At 32.5% G+C, this 16,785-nt stretch carries 18 protein-coding genes; 2 read left to right on the forward strand and 16 right to left on the reverse strand.

Translation table 11 applies throughout. The annotated features are described in order from the left end of the window. Positions 1-50 precede the first annotated feature (50 nt). The 12 genes from KWG70_RS12360 to KWG70_RS12415 form a co-directional block, all read right to left on the reverse strand. Entirely contained in the window at positions 51-407 is a 357-nt protein-coding gene (locus tag KWG70_RS12360) for a hypothetical protein (RefSeq protein ID WP_230936350.1), read from the reverse strand. 29 nt (positions 408-436) lie between these two features. Further along, a complete protein-coding gene (locus KWG70_RS12365; RefSeq protein ID WP_230936351.1) occupies positions 437-901 on the reverse strand; it encodes a YHS domain-containing (seleno)protein in 465 nt (154 codons plus the stop codon). 27 nt (positions 902-928) lie between these two features. Continuing rightward, positions 929-1,282 (reverse strand): nuclear transport factor 2-like protein, encoded by a 354-nt coding sequence (locus tag KWG70_RS12370; protein ID WP_230936352.1) that lies wholly within the window; start codon positions 1,280-1,282, stop codon positions 929-931. 75 nt (positions 1,283-1,357) lie between these two features. Beyond that, positions 1,358-2,413 carry a helix-turn-helix domain-containing protein gene (locus KWG70_RS12375; RefSeq protein WP_230936353.1) on the reverse strand — a complete coding sequence of 352 codons (1,056 nt, stop codon included), beginning with the start codon at positions 2,411-2,413 and terminating at the stop codon, positions 1,358-1,360. A 12-nt stretch (positions 2,414-2,425) separates the two neighbouring features. Continuing rightward, a complete protein-coding gene (locus KWG70_RS12380) occupies positions 2,426-3,661 on the reverse strand; it encodes a DEAD/DEAH box helicase (RefSeq protein ID WP_230936354.1) in 1,236 nt (411 codons plus the stop codon). Positions 3,662-3,766: 105 nt separating this feature from the next. Continuing rightward, entirely contained in the window at positions 3,767-4,399 is a 633-nt protein-coding gene (locus KWG70_RS12385) for an MOSC domain-containing protein (protein ID WP_230936355.1), read from the reverse strand. A gap of 1 nt (position 4,400) precedes the next feature. Further along, entirely contained in the window at positions 4,401-4,928 is a 528-nt protein-coding gene (locus KWG70_RS12390) for a nuclear transport factor 2 family protein (RefSeq protein ID WP_230936356.1), read from the reverse strand. An 8-nt stretch (positions 4,929-4,936) separates the two neighbouring features. Continuing rightward, entirely contained in the window at positions 4,937-5,707 is a 771-nt protein-coding gene (locus tag KWG70_RS12395; RefSeq protein WP_230936357.1) for a hypothetical protein, read from the reverse strand. 65 nt (positions 5,708-5,772) lie between these two features. Further along, positions 5,773-6,132 carry a DoxX family protein gene (locus KWG70_RS12400; RefSeq protein WP_230936358.1) on the reverse strand — a complete coding sequence of 120 codons (360 nt, stop codon included), beginning with the start codon at positions 6,130-6,132 and terminating at the stop codon, positions 5,773-5,775. 67 nt (positions 6,133-6,199) lie between these two features. After that, positions 6,200-6,916, reverse strand: a complete 717-nt coding sequence (locus KWG70_RS12405; RefSeq protein WP_230936359.1) for a helix-turn-helix transcriptional regulator — start codon at positions 6,914-6,916, stop codon at positions 6,200-6,202. 49 nt (positions 6,917-6,965) lie between these two features. Next, complete coding sequence (locus KWG70_RS12410; RefSeq protein WP_230936360.1) at positions 6,966-7,343, reverse strand: VOC family protein; 378 nt, start codon at positions 7,341-7,343, stop codon at positions 6,966-6,968. Positions 7,344-7,422: 79 nt separating this feature from the next. After that, positions 7,423-8,100, reverse strand: coding sequence for an RNA polymerase sigma factor (locus tag KWG70_RS12415; protein WP_230936361.1), 678 nt, complete (start codon positions 8,098-8,100; stop codon positions 7,423-7,425). 120 nt (positions 8,101-8,220) lie between these two features. Here KWG70_RS12415 and KWG70_RS12420 point away from each other — a divergent pair, with 120 nt between their 5' ends. Next, the gene (locus KWG70_RS12420) at positions 8,221-8,604 is read left to right on the forward strand and encodes a hypothetical protein (RefSeq protein WP_230936362.1); all 384 of its coding nucleotides are present in this window, start codon (positions 8,221-8,223) and stop codon (positions 8,602-8,604) included. Positions 8,605-8,685: 81 nt separating this feature from the next. Here the strand turns inward: KWG70_RS12420 and KWG70_RS12425 are convergent, their stop codons facing one another. Together KWG70_RS12425 and KWG70_RS12430 are read right to left on the reverse strand one after the other, a co-directional pair. Next, a complete protein-coding gene (locus KWG70_RS12425; RefSeq protein ID WP_230936363.1) occupies positions 8,686-9,870 on the reverse strand; it encodes an NAD-dependent epimerase/dehydratase family protein in 1,185 nt (394 codons plus the stop codon). Positions 9,871-10,057: 187 nt separating this feature from the next. Then, a complete protein-coding gene (locus KWG70_RS12430) occupies positions 10,058-10,642 on the reverse strand; it encodes a Crp/Fnr family transcriptional regulator (RefSeq protein ID WP_230936364.1) in 585 nt (194 codons plus the stop codon). Positions 10,643-10,994: 352 nt separating this feature from the next. Between KWG70_RS12430 and KWG70_RS12435 the strand changes: the two genes are divergently transcribed. Then, a complete protein-coding gene (locus tag KWG70_RS12435) occupies positions 10,995-11,351 on the forward strand; it encodes a hypothetical protein (RefSeq protein ID WP_230936365.1) in 357 nt (118 codons plus the stop codon). A 142-nt stretch (positions 11,352-11,493) separates the two neighbouring features. Here the strand turns inward: KWG70_RS12435 and KWG70_RS12440 are convergent, their stop codons facing one another. Together KWG70_RS12440 and htpG are read right to left on the reverse strand one after the other, a co-directional pair. Beyond that, positions 11,494-14,691: a COR domain-containing protein gene (locus KWG70_RS12440; protein WP_230936366.1), complete on the reverse strand. Its 3,198-nt coding sequence runs from the start codon at positions 14,689-14,691 to the stop codon at positions 11,494-11,496. Positions 14,692-14,841: 150 nt separating this feature from the next. Beyond that, positions 14,842-16,731, reverse strand: coding sequence for a molecular chaperone HtpG (gene htpG / locus KWG70_RS12445; RefSeq protein WP_230936367.1), 1,890 nt, complete (start codon positions 16,729-16,731; stop codon positions 14,842-14,844). Between the last annotated feature and the right edge of the window lie 54 nt (positions 16,732-16,785).

Here is a 16,785-nt window from a genome sequence, read left to right on the forward strand (position 1 = left end):
AAGCACAAGTGAAAATTACTTGTGCTTTTTTGTGTATTTGATTTGAATTATTAATCGGTGAAATACTCAGGTTTATGCAAACTTACGACTGTAATGACTGCAATTCCATTGATCCAATAATAGTAGGCATCAATACCTTCAAACGAAAAAATAAAAGGCGCTGTGATAAATACTATTGCAACTAGAAAGTCGACAATAAGATGATACTTATATGGAATTACACGAAACACACCTAAGTGATGATCTGTGAGTAATGTTAAGATCAATGCGGCTATTCCTGTTGCTACAGACAATTGCAAAGCTAGTGCGTTAGAACTACCTAAACTGAGCAAAAAGGGAAGTGCGATTAGTGCTACTGCTACTGGATAATCCAAAAAAGCATGTATACGTTTTGTTATAAATTTCATGATTCTTAGTATTAAATGATTGTCTCAAATTAATTATGAGTCTTTCTTAATTTGCTCCAGTTCTTGTCTGCGGTACTTTTTAACTTTCCATGATTTTTTTCTGCTAACCATAATTGTTTAGCATCCAACTCTACATCGTTTAAGAATAAATAGTACTTATTATCTTTTACAAGAAATTTATTTGGATCTACTCTAAACTTTGCTCCTGCATAAGTTCCAAAAGCACAGAACCCACCATACTGAGGTAAATACTTACTTGGATTTTTATCAAACGTTGTTTTTTGATCTTTAGATGTGAAGTAATAGTTCACATTTTTGTACGTAGATTTAAAGTTTTTGTTCCCTTTTTGAGCAAGACCAAGATCTAAATACGAGACTGGACTATAACCTTGAAGGGCGATGTTACTGTTATCGATGTTGTTTGCCATCTTATCTTGTGCAGATATAGATGTTGAAATTAATAATACTGCTATAAGTGTTTTTAAAGTTTTCATTTTATTTATGTCTTTTAATTATTGTTATTATGCTGCGTTAAAGTATTCCTCTTGAATAACTTGTCCTTGTTCGTTCCAAACTCTACGAATAATCTCGTGCCAGTAAATTTTACTGCCATCTTTCATGTCGAAATCGAATGTAAATTCTGAAGCCGAAACATTTCCGTCTACAATGGAGTGGTGGTGCGTTATTCCATTAACCTTGGCAATAGCTCCTGCAAATCCTTGCATTTTAGCTATCATTTCTGGTTTACCATTGGTACCACCATTTCCATAATCTGATGTTGTAGCATCTTCTGCGAAGAATTGTTGTACAGCATCCACAATAGCGCCTTGGCTAACTATTGCATCCATTTTTGTTACTTGATTTTTAATATTCATCTTTTTTGTTTTTTAGTGAATTAATACACTGCAAAGATGACGTGAAATGCGAGTTGGCTTGCTACAAAAAACGGACTAAGAATTGTACTTTTTTAATTTGAAGTCGGAGGGAGTCTGCCCAGAATAATGTTTAAAGAATCTAGAAAAGTGATTGGGTTCTTCAAAGCCTAATCGGCTTGAAATTGATGTTATCGATGCATTATCAAGAATCATCAACTTAGCAGTATTTATGAGCTCTAACCTGATGAGTTGCCCAAGTGAGATGTTCATTTTAGACTGCACTTTTTTTGATAAGGTCTTTATTGAAACATTCATTTTATCGGCATAAAACCCCAAGGTTCTTTCTTGGGTGTGATATTTACTTAAAAGTTCTAAGAGGTCTTGCGTGAATTGATCTCGATTTTGAAAATCAAAATTAGCTCTAAATTCTTTAGGTGTTTGTCCTACAGTTGTTTTGAACACACGATTAAAATAAGCATCGTCTTTAAAGCCTAAATCATAAGAAATCTCTTGAATTGTTTTATCTGTAAAAGCTACTTCTTTTAAACTCTCCTTGTGTCGTTTAGAACTCATAAGATTTTTAACAGATAAACCGACTTTGTTTTTTACCAAAGCCTGTGCATTATAACCACGATCATTAATCAAACTTACGAGATCATTGGTCGTAAGTTGGTTGGCGTATTCTTTGTCAATAATGGCCTTAGTGTCAAATATAACTTGATACTCTTCTTTGCTGGCTTGAAATGGGTTTTGCCAAAACCATTGTTTTGATGAAATGTCTATAATATCTGCAGAATTGTCTGCTAGAACCGATTCAGATAAAAACGTTTCACAGTCACTACATTCTATAAGATCTATATATCCCAAAGAAATGAGATGCTTAAATAATACACGAACTTCTGGATCATGAAATTTGGAATCATTTGAAAACTCAATTCGTCTTACGGTAAAATCATCTGAAAGAAATTTGATGTATTGTCCTTTTTCCAAAAAGATGGCTTTCTCCTGCCAATCGAAATAGTTTTTAAAATCAACCTGAATACTTCCTTTACCAGATAGAATATGAATAAGTGTATGACTTTCTATAAAGTATACTTTGTTGATTTCAGGATTGAATTTTTCAACTTTCAATGTTAAAACTATTTAATACCAGCGCTTCTTTTTCTTTTTAGACGCTTCACTTTTACGACCTTTTTTGTATTTACTACCTTTCTTTTTATGAACGATAGGCTTTGCTTTTGGGTCTAGAGGGTAGGGATGATGCTCTTCAATAGGAATTTGTACATTAATCAGTTGTTGAATCGTTTTGATGTACGCTTTTTCATCTGCAGAGCAAAGCGAATACGACTGTCCCATATGTCCAGCACGTCCTGTTCGACCAATACGATGCACATAAGTTTCAGGAACATTAGGAAGATCAAAATTAATCACAGCATCCAATTCATTGATATCTATACCTCTCGCTGCTACATCTGTCGCAATTAAAATATTGACCTTACCACGTTTAAAATCGGCTAATGCATTCTGACGTTCATTCTGACTTCTATCGCCATGCAAGCGTTCAGCTTTGTAACCATTTTTTGTAAGTGTTTGATGTAATTTGTCAACTCCAAATTTAGTACGCCTAAATATGAGGATACTTCCTTTAATCTCATTTCGTAATAAATGTAAGCACAATTCTATCTTATTGCGTTTTGGAACGTAATACAATACCTGACTTACATTTTTTGCTGCGGAAGATGTAGGTGTAACTTCAATACGTTCGGGTGCTTTTAGTATCGAATTTGCTAATTGCTCTACTTTAAATGGCATTGTTGCAGAGAACAATAACGTTTGTTTGCTTTCGGGACACAGTCGTTCTATTTTTTTAACATCATCAATAAAGCCCATATCTAGCATAAGATCGGCTTCATCTAAAACAAATGTTTCTACATAATCCAGATTTAGAAGGTCTTGTTTATGAAGATCTAGCAAACGGCCTGGTGTCGCAACTAAAATATCGATACCTTTTGCTAAAATATCTTTTTGCGGCTCGATGGATGTACCACCAAAAATTACTGCAGATCTCAAATTGGTATACGTAGCGTAGGTAGTAAAGTTTTTAGCAATTTGAATGGCTAATTCACGTGTCGGACTAACAACTAATGCTTTTATTTTTTTTCCCTTTTTAGGCGCATCTTGTTTGTCGAACAACAATTGTAAAATGGGTAAAGCAAATGCTGCAGTTTTACCTGTTCCAGTTTGAGCAGAGGTAATCACATCTTTGCGTTCTAAAACTGCAGGAATCGTTCTCTCTTGCACTAGGGTTGGATCATTGTAACCTGCTTCGGCAATGGCTCTAAGAATAGGCTTGTTTAGTTTTAAGTCTTTAAATGACATGCATTAAAATTTGATGCAAAGGTAGATATTATTTTAATGGTATCTTTTTTCATTAATTTCCATTTATTAAGAACACTAAGGTTATTATAAATTTGCTTCAACGCATTATAAAAAGCGTTTTAGTCGCTCTCTTTTTCGTTGAGGTAATGCATCATTATCTATTATAGACTTGATATGCGCTTTGTTTTTGTTTTCTGCATATAGTAGCTGAAAAAAATCATAAGTTGAAATACTGTTTTTTGCTTTTTTTATCAGTTCAAATGTATCGTTAATCGTTACAGTGCCTTCTTCAAGAACGCTTATATAAGTTCCTGGGTAACCATGTGATATGAATTGATTTAGAACCTCCGATGATTTAAATTTTGCAGCAAATTTAAAACAGGGCTCTCTAGGTTGAGTGATTTGAACCAAAGCGTTACCTACTTTATAAATATCACCTATATGAAGTTCTTTTTCGTCTAAACCTTTAACAGTGAGATTTTCGCCAAGCATTCCATAAGTCCATTCTAAATGTGGATATAGATTTTTCCAATACGGATAATGATCTGCTGAAAATAAATAACAAGCTTTAAATATACCACCATGTACTTTTCTATCGGAAACTTCATCGCCTTTTACGTCTTCTTTTCCCAAGAAAATGGGTTGTGAGATTGGTTTTTTGTAGATACCTGTTGTCACGTTTTGCCCATTCCAGACAAATGTGGTAGGCTTTGCTATATTGGTTGAAATGATTTTCATACTATTCTTTTAAAAACTTCTCAAAGTCATCGATAGCATGGGCTTTTTGATAAGCCTTTTCATCAATGGTGTTAGACTCATTTGAATCATAATCCATGGTGATTTTCCATACACCGTTTTCTTTGGCGAATATCACATGAAACTGTCCGTAATATGCTTGCTCATTGGGTTTGTTTTTATTTCTTATCAATTTATAGACGCCTCTCTCACTTGCTTGCGATTCATTATTGATACGCTCAAAAAAGCGTAATGAAATCGTACTAGTGTCGCCGTTATTAGCATCTCTTTTAAATCCTGATTTATAATTATTGATGTACGTTTCATAATCGATAATGCGATTTCCTCCAGAAATTCTAACGAGCTCCTTAGAGTGAATCTCTGCCATTAGCTTATAATCTAACGTCTCAAATGCTTTGTAGAATTTTCCCCAAACCAAATTGATTTCTTTCAGATTATCAATGGATTGCGCGTTGACTGCTGATACTGAGACTAACAAAAAAATAACTAAGAGTAGTGATGTTTTTTTCATGATGATTGTTATTTAGGTGTGCCCAGAAGATAGAGTACTACTCCAGGACCAGATTTTACTTTATTGATATCCCAATTGAACTGTTCTTTATCTTGTAATTGGCTTACTAGTGTTTCCATTTCTTTAACTGAATAGGTTCTTAAGCAGGACACAATACCATCCCAAAGTACAAATAATGGAACAATAGGAATAAGATATGTGAAAATGATTCGTCCAATTTTAAACGGACGAATAAAAGGTGTTGTTAACCAAACACTTATTGGAGAAAAAAGCATGGCTAAAATACTTGGGACACTTCGTTCCTGAGCTTCGAAAATAGCAATAGCATTTTTATCGTCTACAGCATTTTGTAAAATTTGTAAAGCCTCTTTCGGTCTAAAATGATGCAATGACAAAAACTGAGTTCTAAGGCCGTCCAAGGATTTAGGAACATCCTTAGCATCTATAGATGTGGCTATATAATCAATGTTGTCAGTTTTTTGTTTGGTATACTCAAAAGCAGGAATATTTGGATAATAGTCTGTTAGAATAATCCTAAGATCAGGTAAACTTTTCTTTAATTCAGAATTCAACCATAATAAACTGCCTCCTCCTCCCGAAGCTAAATCTATAATTTGATATGTTGCACTAGCTTTTAATCCTCTTTCAAGTACTGGAATAATAGGTTTGTAAATTTTTGCTTTGTTTGATAAGAACTGCAAAAAATCTGTTCCGTAATTTCTTAGAAATGTAGGAAACCATTGTTGATCTTCAAATTCGAATAGATGAATTCGCCCCATTTTAATTTGGATTAATACACCTCTAATTTAAAGCTTTAATTTTATTTGAGGTATAAATTTGCACCTTAATCGAGTGAAACGATTTTATGTAAATAGATATAAGACGTTATGGTGAAACCAATTAAAACTAAATTGATCAAATTGATGATTATTGGATCTTTATGTGCCATATGTGCTATAATAGCAGTGATAAAGAATAGAATAATACCAACATAAGCCCATTGTTTAATCTGAAGTGATACTCCTGGAATAAGAATAATCAATACAGCCAGTAATTTTAAGATGGCCAATTGGATTCTGAAAAAATCAGGAAACCCTAAGTCTTTTATACCTTTAATGGTAGATGTACTAAAGATATAACTATAGCTACTCCATAATAAAAATAGTGACAGTATAAGTGTTGTAATCCAGTAGGTGATTTTCATAAGTGTATTGCAATACTATTAATCTAACTAATGTAATGGTTTTATATTAAATGAATAATGTGATTGATTATTTCGCATCATAAGGGCATGACTGAAAATAGCTTAATATATCAAATTTACGATCCTTGAAGGTTTCGGTTAGGATTTTAAAATTTTGTACACGATCTACTCTAAAGGCACGATAATCATTACGCAAGTGACACCATGCAATTAAAATCCATTTGTTTTGGGTGACATAGAAAGCGTAAGGTTCTATTTTTCTGAAGGTGATATTTGGGTCGTTTGCTTTACGATAGTAGATCTCTACATAGTTGAAATTGGTAATGGCAAGTTGAATTTCAGAAAGCGCATTACTAGAGATGTTTTCATAGTTAGAATCAAAAACATATATCTTGCTGTTAAGCAGTTCGCTTTTTTCTTGAATTGAGGTTCTAAATACAGATTTGATTTTGGTGAGCGCTTCCTTAAAGTCTTTTGTAAATGAGGAGTCATTGGTTTGATTGACTAAATGTTCGGCAGTGATTAAGGCATTAGCTTGCTTTTCGGTAAATTGAACAGGAGCAATAGTATAGCCTTCCATAAGTGAATACCCTTTACCTTCAATGGTCATTACAGGTACACCAGCTTCTTCTAGTTTTCTTATATCTCTATAGATGGTTCTCACGCTAACGTTAAACTTATCGGCAAGTTCACTGGCTGTTAGCAATCGCTTAGATCGTAACAATGTTAATATTGATATGAGTCTTGATAATTGAGACATAAGCACAAAGATAGCGAACCGCATTGCAATCCGCTATCACTTTGTTTTTTGATTGATTAAGCTGACAACAGGTTTACAGAATAGAATGTAATGCTACACGATTTCCCTCTGTATCTAAAAACTGAGCTATAAAACCAAATTGACCAATATCGGTTTTTGGCATCATTATTTTTCCGCCATTAGCTTCGACCTTATTTAAGGCGATGTCTAGATTTTCGCCACCATTCAAATAAATAGTTGCGCCATCGGTTGTTGGGTTTTGACCTTCGCCTTCAATAATAGCTCCACCAACGCCATTGTTGTCTTCATCATACTCAAATACGCCATACTTCATATTATCTTCGGGCATTGGAAGATCGGTAATTTTAGAGCCCATAACTGTGGCGTAAAATTGCTTAGCTCTGTTGTAATCTTTTACTGGAATTTCAAACCAGTTCACTGCATTTTTCATTTTATAATTGATTTAATTGTTAAACGTAATGCAAAGATATTTGAGCTAGTGACAGATTATGTCAAGGGTGTTTTTTATTTTAATTTTTTAAAATAATTGACATGATTTTTTCGGTTAGATCATCACATTTACTGAAACCAAATTCAAAAATATCGACATTTGCAGTGACCTCAAATAGTTTTTCTTTGAGCATATGTTTTGCTCTATAAAGCCTAACCTTTGTATTAGCAGTTGAAATATTTAAACAGTTAGAAATGTCTTTTATACTCATTTCTTCAACTTCTTTTAAGATATAAACAGTCTTGTATTTAGTGTCTAGACTATCAATAGTTTTCTCTAAGAGTTGTTTGGCTTCTTTTCTAATGATTTTACTTTCAGGATTCAATTGGGATGTGTCTGGTTTTTCTAAAATCGAATTGCTATCCAAGTGTTGTGTGGTATTTAAATGGAATACTTTAGATTTTGTTTTCAATCGCGCAAGCGCTTCATTAATTCCAATCCTAATCAGCCATGTCGAGTAACTCGAATGATGCTTAAACTGATGTAGTTTTTCGTAAGACTTTAAATACGTGTTTTGCATGATGTCTTCAATTTCAGCAGTATCATTTATGTAACTTCGTATGACTCTGTATAGCTTTTGGTTGTTTCGCCTTAATAGGATTTCATATAGTTCTTTTTCTCCTGAAAGAATTCGTTTTATAATGTTTGATTCTGATAAAGTATGATCATTAAAATCATTGATCTTGATGACTTCCATAGAATTGCCTTTTGTCTTTAGATAGAAATTTAAAGAAATAGTTACAAAACTTTGTAACCTTTTTAATGATCTCTTATCTAAAACCTGAAACAAATTTAAAAATAATTAAATCGAGAAATTATGAATTCAAATGTTCAGTTAGTAAAAACCGTATTGAAATACACTTTTGGTTTAGTGCCAATTATAGCAGGGTTTGACAAGTTTATAAATTTATTAACCGATTGGAGTCAATATGTGTCTACAGGGTTTTCAGAATTATTACCTTTTGAAGCTGGTACTTTTATGGTTATTGTTGGAATTATTGAAATTGTTGCAGGTGGATTGGTGTTTTTAAAACCCAAAATAGGAGCCTTTGTGGTTATGGCTTGGCTTATAGCTATTGCGTTAACATTAGTTTTTAGTGGGCATTATATAGATGTAGCAGTAAGAGATTTAGTCATGGCTGTAGGTGCTTTTTCATTAGCTAAACTTTCAGAAGATAAAATAGAAAATTCCAGAGCTTGATATATTAGTTAGTATTAAGTAGAAAACCACCTATGTGTTTTTGCTAGGTGGTTTTTAATTTATTTTTTTTAAAAGACTGCATCAATCTTTTATTAATTGCCGTTGTTTCCATTTGGAAAGAACTTCTTTTTCTTTAGATATTAGCATGTTGGGATCATTGTTATATTGCTGTCTTCTTTCTTCGGTAACAGCATCAGAATACCACCAGTCATGGGTGTCTTTTACAGTCACTTTTAGATCTCTATAAGTTAATCCTGCATTCATAGCTTTTTGATGAGCGATTCTTGCCGAACCATAATGATCACCTTCAGGCATTACCCAAGGTATTTGATAATAGATATCGTTTTCTTTTAGAAATTCATAATCGTCTACATATATAAACGATGACTTCACGTCAAAGGTGTTTGCTGCTTCATCTATGAACTGCATTACTGTTTGTGTGTCTTTTGGTCCAACAGCGTTATAGGTACCGTGTTGTTTGTTTTCAGCTAAACGAATATACCACTCAGCAACATCTCGTACGTCGACATACTGTACTAGATCCTCTTGTTTTCCTGGAACTAGAGTATCACCTCCTTTAGCAAGTCGTATTGGCCAATGTATAAAACGATTGGTTCTGTCTGCAGGTCCAACCATGTAAGTAGGCCTTACAATAATAGAACGTTCTTTGCCAAAGGCTTTAATGGCTTCTAGCTCAGAATTTCCTTTCATAATACCATAATCTTGTTCGTATTCTTGATCCTCAGTAAGACCTTCTGGCATGTCTAAAACGAGTTTGGTGTCTTCTTTTATATTGCTGCCTTTGTAAGGGTAATAAACACCAGTAGAAGAAGTGTACATGTATATGCCTACATTGTCTTTTAAAAGGTTAGCAGTGTCCTTAGTCCATTGTACTTTACGACCAGAATTATCAATAACCACGTCCCATTTTCTATTTTCAAGGGTTTTAAGATTGTCTTCACGATCTCCAATAAGTTGCTCTACATTTTTAAACACCTCCTTATGCACTGTTGGTATTGTTTTTCCTCTGGTAAATGTTGATACCTTGTGCCCACGTGAGACAGCATAAGCTATTTGATGAGGCCCTAAAAAACTTGTGCCTCCAAGTATTAAAATACTCAGTTTTTTTGGTGATTCTTTAGATGTTTCTACCTCCTTTTTCTTTTCAGGATTGCAGTTTAGCAAGTTAATACCTAATACCGGAACAGCGATACTAGCTAGAGCTCCTTTTTTAATAAATAGTCGTCTTGATTTTGATGTTTTCATTCTAGCTGTTTTTATAGTGTTGTCAAATGGAGGCAATTAAAGGTATAAAAAAAGCGCAAGTATATCATACCTGCGCTTTCATAGCTATTAATCATAGGGATTTACAATAGTGTTATGTCAATCTTACTATTAGGCGCAAAAGTATGAGGATAAATCAATAAAAAAATTGATGTATGGTAATAAATTATTAGATAGCAGATAATTCTTTTCTAATTCGGCTTAAACTTTCAGTAGTAATACCAAGGTAGGAGGCAATATGATAATTTTTTACACTTTTTTCAATATTGGGATAGGTATTAATAAAAGATGTGTAACGTTCTGCAGCTGTTTGAGAGAGATTTGATAAGATGCGTTTTTGGAAAGCTGCAAATGCGCGCTCTAATTTTTTTCTAAAAAAGGATTCTATATGTGGGATTTGAGCGTATAAATATTCTTTATCATCCTTGGATAATCGATATAATATTGCATCTCGTAGGACTTCAATATTCATAATGGATTTAGACGTAGAAAAGTAAGCTGTATAATCACTTATCCACCAGTCTTTAATAGCAAACTGGACGGTGTGCTCTTTTCCGTGTGTATCTATATGATATGACCTAAGACAACCACTATAAATGTAATATTGCTTATCTACTATGTCATCTGCTCTTAGAAGTACTGTTCCTTTGCTGTGTTCCACTTTGTGAAATACAGATTCTATGATCTTAATTTCTGCTTTAGAAAATGTAAGACCTTTAAAAATCTCCTTTATTTTGGAGTTGTCAGAGCGCATTATAGTTTAATTGGTATTATTAAGTTAAGTAAACTTTTTGAAAATAGACTTAAGCTTCGGTATTCTCTAAAAAAATCGGATGATTGACAATTATTAACAAGAAAAACTCTTTTAAGCATGATTAATACGTATTGTTTATTCATTAAAAAAACAAGTAGTTTTCAAATACTAACCACGTATATTTTCAAAGCATAGGTGTTTGTACTTGTTTAAAGAAGAGGTGATTGCGCTCTAAAAGGTATTGTGCTAATTTCAGAAATTTGAATTGTATTCATTGATGCTTTTATCATTTAATACTGGCGCAAACCGAAAAGCCAACAGAAAAGAGTAGGTAACTCTAAAATATTATATTATGGGATTTTATAAGAAACAACCTGTTGATGCAAGTAAGACAACAGCGACGTATTTATGGACTGGTTTACGTACACCTGGAATTTTTGTTATTGAAGTGGAAGGTGACGCACAAAACTATTCATATGGATTTAGTTTAACACGAGATGCTCACTTTGTAGGAGGATTAAAAATAGACTCTATGGGATGGACTGGTCCATTAGGACAAGGAACAACACCTTACAAAGTTAAAGGCTCATTTCCAGGACAGTTTACTCCAAAGATTGTCATCTCTGGTGCTAATGGTGATTTTATAGTTGATGTAAAAGAAATACCATCAGATCAAGTAGAGGACTATGTTAAATCTAAAGTTGGTTAATATAACTTTGGAGTATTTGCACGAAAAAGCCAAAACATTCGTTTTGGCTTTTTTAATTATAAATTTTTAAGTAATCATAAAGTTTACTTAATCATATCATAGCTACGCTTGATAAAGCTTTTTTAGCTCTATGTAAATTAGACTATTTAAATATTTTAACTCTAAATTCTTTAATTATTGCCGTCCAAAAAGCGTCCTTTTCTTCATCTTTTAATGCTTTTATTGCCCCATTCATTATTTTATCATTGTCTAGTGATACTATTTTACCTCTCTGAGCAGCTTGATACTTTCCAATTTTAGAATTTTCCCAATCACAAGACTTTATTATTATTGGTATTATTATTTTATTTTGTGCAATCGCTTTTTCAATTTCGATATACTTTATGTACTTTGTATTAAGAAACTTGACACTAACTAGGCATACCATTATATCACATTCATCAATCTCTCTTTTTATAGTTTCATCCCACTCATTACCAAATTCAATCTCTCTACAATCAAAAGTAACAAGACCCTCATCTTTCAATGTAACTAAATGATCTTGAAAGTCTTTTAAATAATCCAAATCAAATTTGGAATATGAAATAAATATTTTTTTTGGTGGATTCATTATTTTTTTAGTTTTTAAATTTTGTAAATTATTTATTTCAGAAGTTGATTTTAAAACTCCTGCCAAACCTACATTATATAATAATTGTTTAATCAAAATTCTTTCATTGCTCTCATTACAAGTAACCGATGAGTTTTCACCTTTTTGGGACCATTCTATTAGTTTATGATATTTGAATTTAGTTATTTCTATCGATTCTTTGCATATGGAACATATACATGGGACCTCAATTATGGCCTCGACACCTTTATATTCATCGGTAATGTTTTCTAATGCATCGTTAATTAATATTATCAAACCTCGTGCATCTGTCCCTTTCGCTTTAATCGAAATTTTTCTATTATAAAAGTCTTCTTCTACCTGTGCAATTGCAGTATTGTTTTTAAACTTAAAGTTAACAGCATTATTCCATACCTTATTATCATTCTCAATGTATTTACTGAGTTCCGCACTAAGTTGATTGACCATTCCTCTTGGCATGAAATCAAATATGTACTCAATACATAAACAATTTTCATCATTTTTCCACTTTTCTTCTACTGGCATTGATATTAGACGAGCAGGTATAATATAACTTTGCTTTTTATGTTTTTTTGCAAATGATATTTTAAATATTTCGAGCATTTTTTTTAATATGAAATGCTTGTCATTGTACATTTTTTCATGCCATAACCTCTTAAAGTCTTCAGGTTTAATATGACCATGCCTTGATTGAATTTGTTTATCGTCAATGATAAGATAAACAGCATTCATTGCCCATTGCGGTTCTAATATTACCCAGTTCACCAATTCCTCGTTGTTAGAATACCATAACACAACGCCAATATCATGAAGAAATCGACAACAATCTCCAAAATCATCTGGCTCTGAAAAACTGTCAGGACTAATTTCAGAACAGATTTTAATAAATGATTCGAAAGAAATGCATGATTGTTTTTTTGACTCTTTGGCAAGCTGGTCTCTTACAAGTGACCAAGATTTTGGAACTTCTCTGCCGTAGTGTGGTAATGATATTATTTGATTTACTATAGTTTTTTTTACTTTTTCTAAACCTTCATTATTGTTTGGTAGATTGATTTCATAATAAGGTTTTAACTGAGTCTTTATAATATTAAAATTATCATTTGCGATGAAATTACCTAAATCGTTCCATGGAGATTTATTTCCATCATGACATGTTTGTCCAATAATGATTGGACTATTACCCCCAAACTGATATATAGTTGGAATCCAATAATCAAAATTATGATGAGCTAATCTAGTTGTTGCCAGTAAAACGAAAACAGAATTTTCAGTAATAAAAAATCTGTGTACTGGATAGTATACGTCCTGACCTCCGAAATCCCAAATATGAGCTATGTGTTTTTTTTTATTTTTCTCAATGAAATTCCAATCATTTATTTCTATTCCTCTAGTTCTTTTATCTTTTCTGGGTAAACTTGATTTTTCATTTATCAATCTTCTTTGTAAAGAAGTTTTACCAGCGCTCCCTTCACCTACCATAGTCAATTTTACCTCATATATATAATCGATGCCTTCTTTTTCAATCTTTTCAAAATATCTATGGATTGCTTTCTTTCCTTGACTAACTATTTCAATCGGTGGACTTTTTAAAGGATTATTATGTAGTGTGATTGTGTTATCCTTATAACCAAATTGATCCCATGAAATATTCATGTCAAAATCTAAGACCCACTTGGGTAATGTCTCAATAGGATTTTCTTGAAGTTGAAGTTGATTCAATTGTTTCAAATCCTTCAAACTTTCTATGTTTTGAATCCTATTATTACTCAAATTGAGTTGTGTTAGATGTTTGTGAGTGTCTAGTGCATTAATATCTATAATACTATTATCCTGTAAGTCTAATCTATATGAGAAATTTAGACCTTTAAGAAAGTCAATGTTACTTATACCACAGTTCCCCAAACTCAAAGAATCCAATTTTGCAATATACTTTATTGGAGAAAAGTCCTTAATCTGATCATTTGATATTAGCCAGAGAGTTGACAGATTTTCTAATTTTGGTAGATGACGAATGTCCGTTATATCGTTTGACCCTAAATTTATTGTTTCCAACTTTTTTAGGTTGGATAAATTACTTATTTCTTTAACATTGTTATTATGTAATGAAATTCTTCTGGCATTTTTGAAGCCTTTCAAAAAAGAAATATCAACAATACTGTTTCCATTAAGCTCTAACTCGACAATACTGTCTTTAAAAGAGGCAGAAGCAAGTGCTATAAAGTCTACTGTCGGACAAGCATGAATTCCTAAAAATTGTAACTTTAGTAGTTTTAAAATTGGTTTGATATTTATCAACTCCAGCTTTACAAGTGATAACTTTATCAAATTCTTCAAATTTTTCAAAAAATCAATACTTTCGATTTTACAATGAGATATTTCTAGGTGTTCTAAAGAAGTAAATTTGCCTAATGAATCACTATCTTCAAGATCGCAATTGTCTAATTCCAGTTCCTTTAAAAAATGGAAATTCTTTAGACTATTAGATTTCGAAATTTGAATGTTGGAAATGCTCAAATATTTTAAATTACTAAAAAGTAAAAGTTCTTGAGGAAAAGGTTCTTTAATATTATTTATGATAGAAAGTGAAATGACTTCCCTTTTTTCATTTAAAGAATATGAATATGTAGATTTTCTTTTTTCAAATTGAACTTCAGTCAATTTTGTGTCTAATTTTTCTTGTATTTTTTCAATCAGGGATATGTCCATTATAATAATATTAATTTAGTAAAAAAATGGTCTATTTTGAATGCTAAATTAACGTTTTCAACTGTGCGATAAAATACGTAGTTCTACGTAAAAAATAAAACCACCTCGATTATGAAGTGGTTTTAAATTATTTAGGTGTTTGAGTAATTATTACTTAATCATATCATAGCTACGCTTGATAAAGTTTGTCAACTCTTCACCTTTAAGTAAACCTTGAGATAAACGCGCTAAGTCTAAACTTTGATTAATCAAACGTTCTTGTTTCTTTTTGGTTTTGGTATTGAGTATGTCACCAACCAATTCTGAGTTGGTATTGACCACAAGATTATACATCTCTGGCATATTACCCATACCAAACATACCACCGCCTCCGCCAGTTTGTTGCATCTCTTTCATACGACGCATAAACTCGGGTTGTGTGATGATAAATGGTGATGCATCACTGTCCATTGCCTCTAATTGTACAGAAAATTTTTCCGCAGGAATAACTTCTTTTAATAACTCATCCAATTTCGTTTTTTCTTCTTCAGATAATTTTGAAATAGACGTGTCTTCTTTCTTGATTAAGTTATCTATATGATCTCCATCGACACGAGCAAAAGAAATATTCTCTTTGGTCGTTTCTAGTTTCTGAATCAAGTGTGAAACAATTGGTGAATCTAATAATAACACTTCGTAACCTTTAGCTTTTGCAGCTTCAATATAAGAATGCTGTGCATCTGTATCAGACGCATATAAGATTACCAATTTATCATCTTTATTGGTTTGTTTGGCTTTAATCTTATTATATAATTCTTCATAAGTGTAGTACGTGCCATCAACTGTTGGATATAAAGCAAATGCATCGGCTTTATCAAAGAATTTTTCTTCGGAAAGCATTCCGTATTCAATAACGATTTTGATATCATCCCATTTCTTCTCGAAATCTTCACGATTAGCATTGAATAAAGATTTCAACTTATCTGCCACTTTACGTGTGATATATGATGAAATTTTCTTTACAGCACCATCAGCTTGTAAATAACTACGAGAAACATTTAACGGAATATCTGGTGAATCGATCACACCTCGAAGCATGGTTAAAAACTCAGGAACGATTCCCTCAACATTATCGGTAACAAATACTTGATTTTGATATAATTGAATGCGATCTTTTTGAATGTTTAGATCGTTCGTCATTTTTGGGAAATATAAAATCCCAGTTAAATTGAAGGGGTAATCAACATTAAGATGAATGTTAAATAAAGGCTCTTCAAATTGCATTGGATACAACTCTCTGTAGAAATTTTTATAATCATCCTCTTCCAAATCTGTTGGTTGTTTTGTCCAAGCCGGATTTGGATTGTTGATGATGTTGTCTATTTCTTGAGTAGGCGCTGGGTCTTCCTCTTTTGCACCTTCTGGTTTTGGAAGCGTTTCAGTTTTCATTCCAAATTTGATTGGAATAGGCATAAACTTATTATACTTTGACAGCAGTTCACCAATACGACCTTCTTCTAAAAACTCTGTAGAGTCTTCAGCAATATGAAGGATAATCTCAGTTCCTCTTTCAGTTTTATCCGATTCTTCTAGAGTAAATTCAGGAGATCCATCGCAGGTCCAATGTGCAGCAGGTTCATCTTTATGCGACTTAGTAATAATTTCTACTTTTTCAGCAACCATAAAAGCAGAGTAGAACCCGAGTCCGAAATGACCAATAATTCCAGAGTCCTTTGCAGCATCTTTATACTTGTCTAAGAATTCTTCGGCTCCAGAAAATGCTACTTGGTTAATGTATTTCTCAACCTCTTCTGCTGTCATTCCTAAACCTTGATCTATAATATGAAGTTTTTTAGCATCCTTATCGATTTTAACTTCAATTTGCGGATTCCCATATTCACTTTTCGAATCACCAATACTGGTGAGATGTTTTAGCTTAAGTGTAGCATCTGTAGCATTACTTATCAACTCACGTAAAAAGATTTCGTGGTCGCTATACAAGAATTTTTTAATGAGCGGAAAAATATTTTCTACCGATACATTAATGTTTCCTTTTGTCATGATATATCTATTTTATTATAATTAATTTGAATATTAACAAGTAGGCAAATAAAA

The sequence above is a fragment of the Psychroserpens luteolus genome, assembly GCF_021032705.1.
Taxonomy (GTDB): domain Bacteria; phylum Bacteroidota; class Bacteroidia; order Flavobacteriales; family Flavobacteriaceae; genus Psychroserpens; species Psychroserpens luteolus.

Bases quoted from the DNA above. Each gene is read 5' to 3' on its own strand.
- KWG70_RS12360 (WP_230936350.1), bottom strand. From the start codon at position 407: ATGAAATTTATAACAAAACGTATACATGCTTTTTTGGATTATCCAGTA.
- KWG70_RS12365 (WP_230936351.1), bottom strand. From the start codon at position 901: ATGAAAACTTTAAAAACACTTATAGCAGTATTATTAATTTCAACATCT.
- KWG70_RS12370 (WP_230936352.1), bottom strand. From the start codon at position 1,282: ATGAATATTAAAAATCAAGTAACAAAAATGGATGCAATAGTTAGCCAA.
- KWG70_RS12380 (WP_230936354.1), bottom strand. From the start codon at position 3,661: ATGTCATTTAAAGACTTAAAACTAAACAAGCCTATTCTTAGAGCCATT.
- KWG70_RS12385 (WP_230936355.1), bottom strand. From the start codon at position 4,399: ATGAAAATCATTTCAACCAATATAGCAAAGCCTACCACATTTGTCTGG.
- KWG70_RS12390 (WP_230936356.1), bottom strand. From the start codon at position 4,928: ATGAAAAAAACATCACTACTCTTAGTTATTTTTTTGTTAGTCTCAGTA.
- KWG70_RS12395 (WP_230936357.1), bottom strand. From the start codon at position 5,707: ATGGGGCGAATTCATCTATTCGAATTTGAAGATCAACAATGGTTTCCT.
- KWG70_RS12400 (WP_230936358.1), bottom strand. From the start codon at position 6,132: ATGAAAATCACCTACTGGATTACAACACTTATACTGTCACTATTTTTA.
- KWG70_RS12405 (WP_230936359.1), bottom strand. From the start codon at position 6,916: ATGCGGTTCGCTATCTTTGTGCTTATGTCTCAATTATCAAGACTCATA.
- KWG70_RS12410 (WP_230936360.1), bottom strand. From the start codon at position 7,343: ATGAAAAATGCAGTGAACTGGTTTGAAATTCCAGTAAAAGATTACAAC.
- KWG70_RS12415 (WP_230936361.1), bottom strand. From the start codon at position 8,100: ATGGAAGTCATCAAGATCAATGATTTTAATGATCATACTTTATCAGAA.
- KWG70_RS12420 (WP_230936362.1), top strand. From the start codon at position 8,221: ATGAATTCAAATGTTCAGTTAGTAAAAACCGTATTGAAATACACTTTT.
- KWG70_RS12425 (WP_230936363.1), bottom strand. From the start codon at position 9,870: ATGAAAACATCAAAATCAAGACGACTATTTATTAAAAAAGGAGCTCTA.
- KWG70_RS12430 (WP_230936364.1), bottom strand. From the start codon at position 10,642: ATGCGCTCTGACAACTCCAAAATAAAGGAGATTTTTAAAGGTCTTACA.
- KWG70_RS12435 (WP_230936365.1), top strand. From the start codon at position 10,995: ATGGGATTTTATAAGAAACAACCTGTTGATGCAAGTAAGACAACAGCG.
- KWG70_RS12440 (WP_230936366.1), bottom strand. From the start codon at position 14,691: ATGGACATATCCCTGATTGAAAAAATACAAGAAAAATTAGACACAAAA.
- htpG (WP_230936367.1), bottom strand. From the start codon at position 16,731: ATGACAAAAGGAAACATTAATGTATCGGTAGAAAATATTTTTCCGCTC.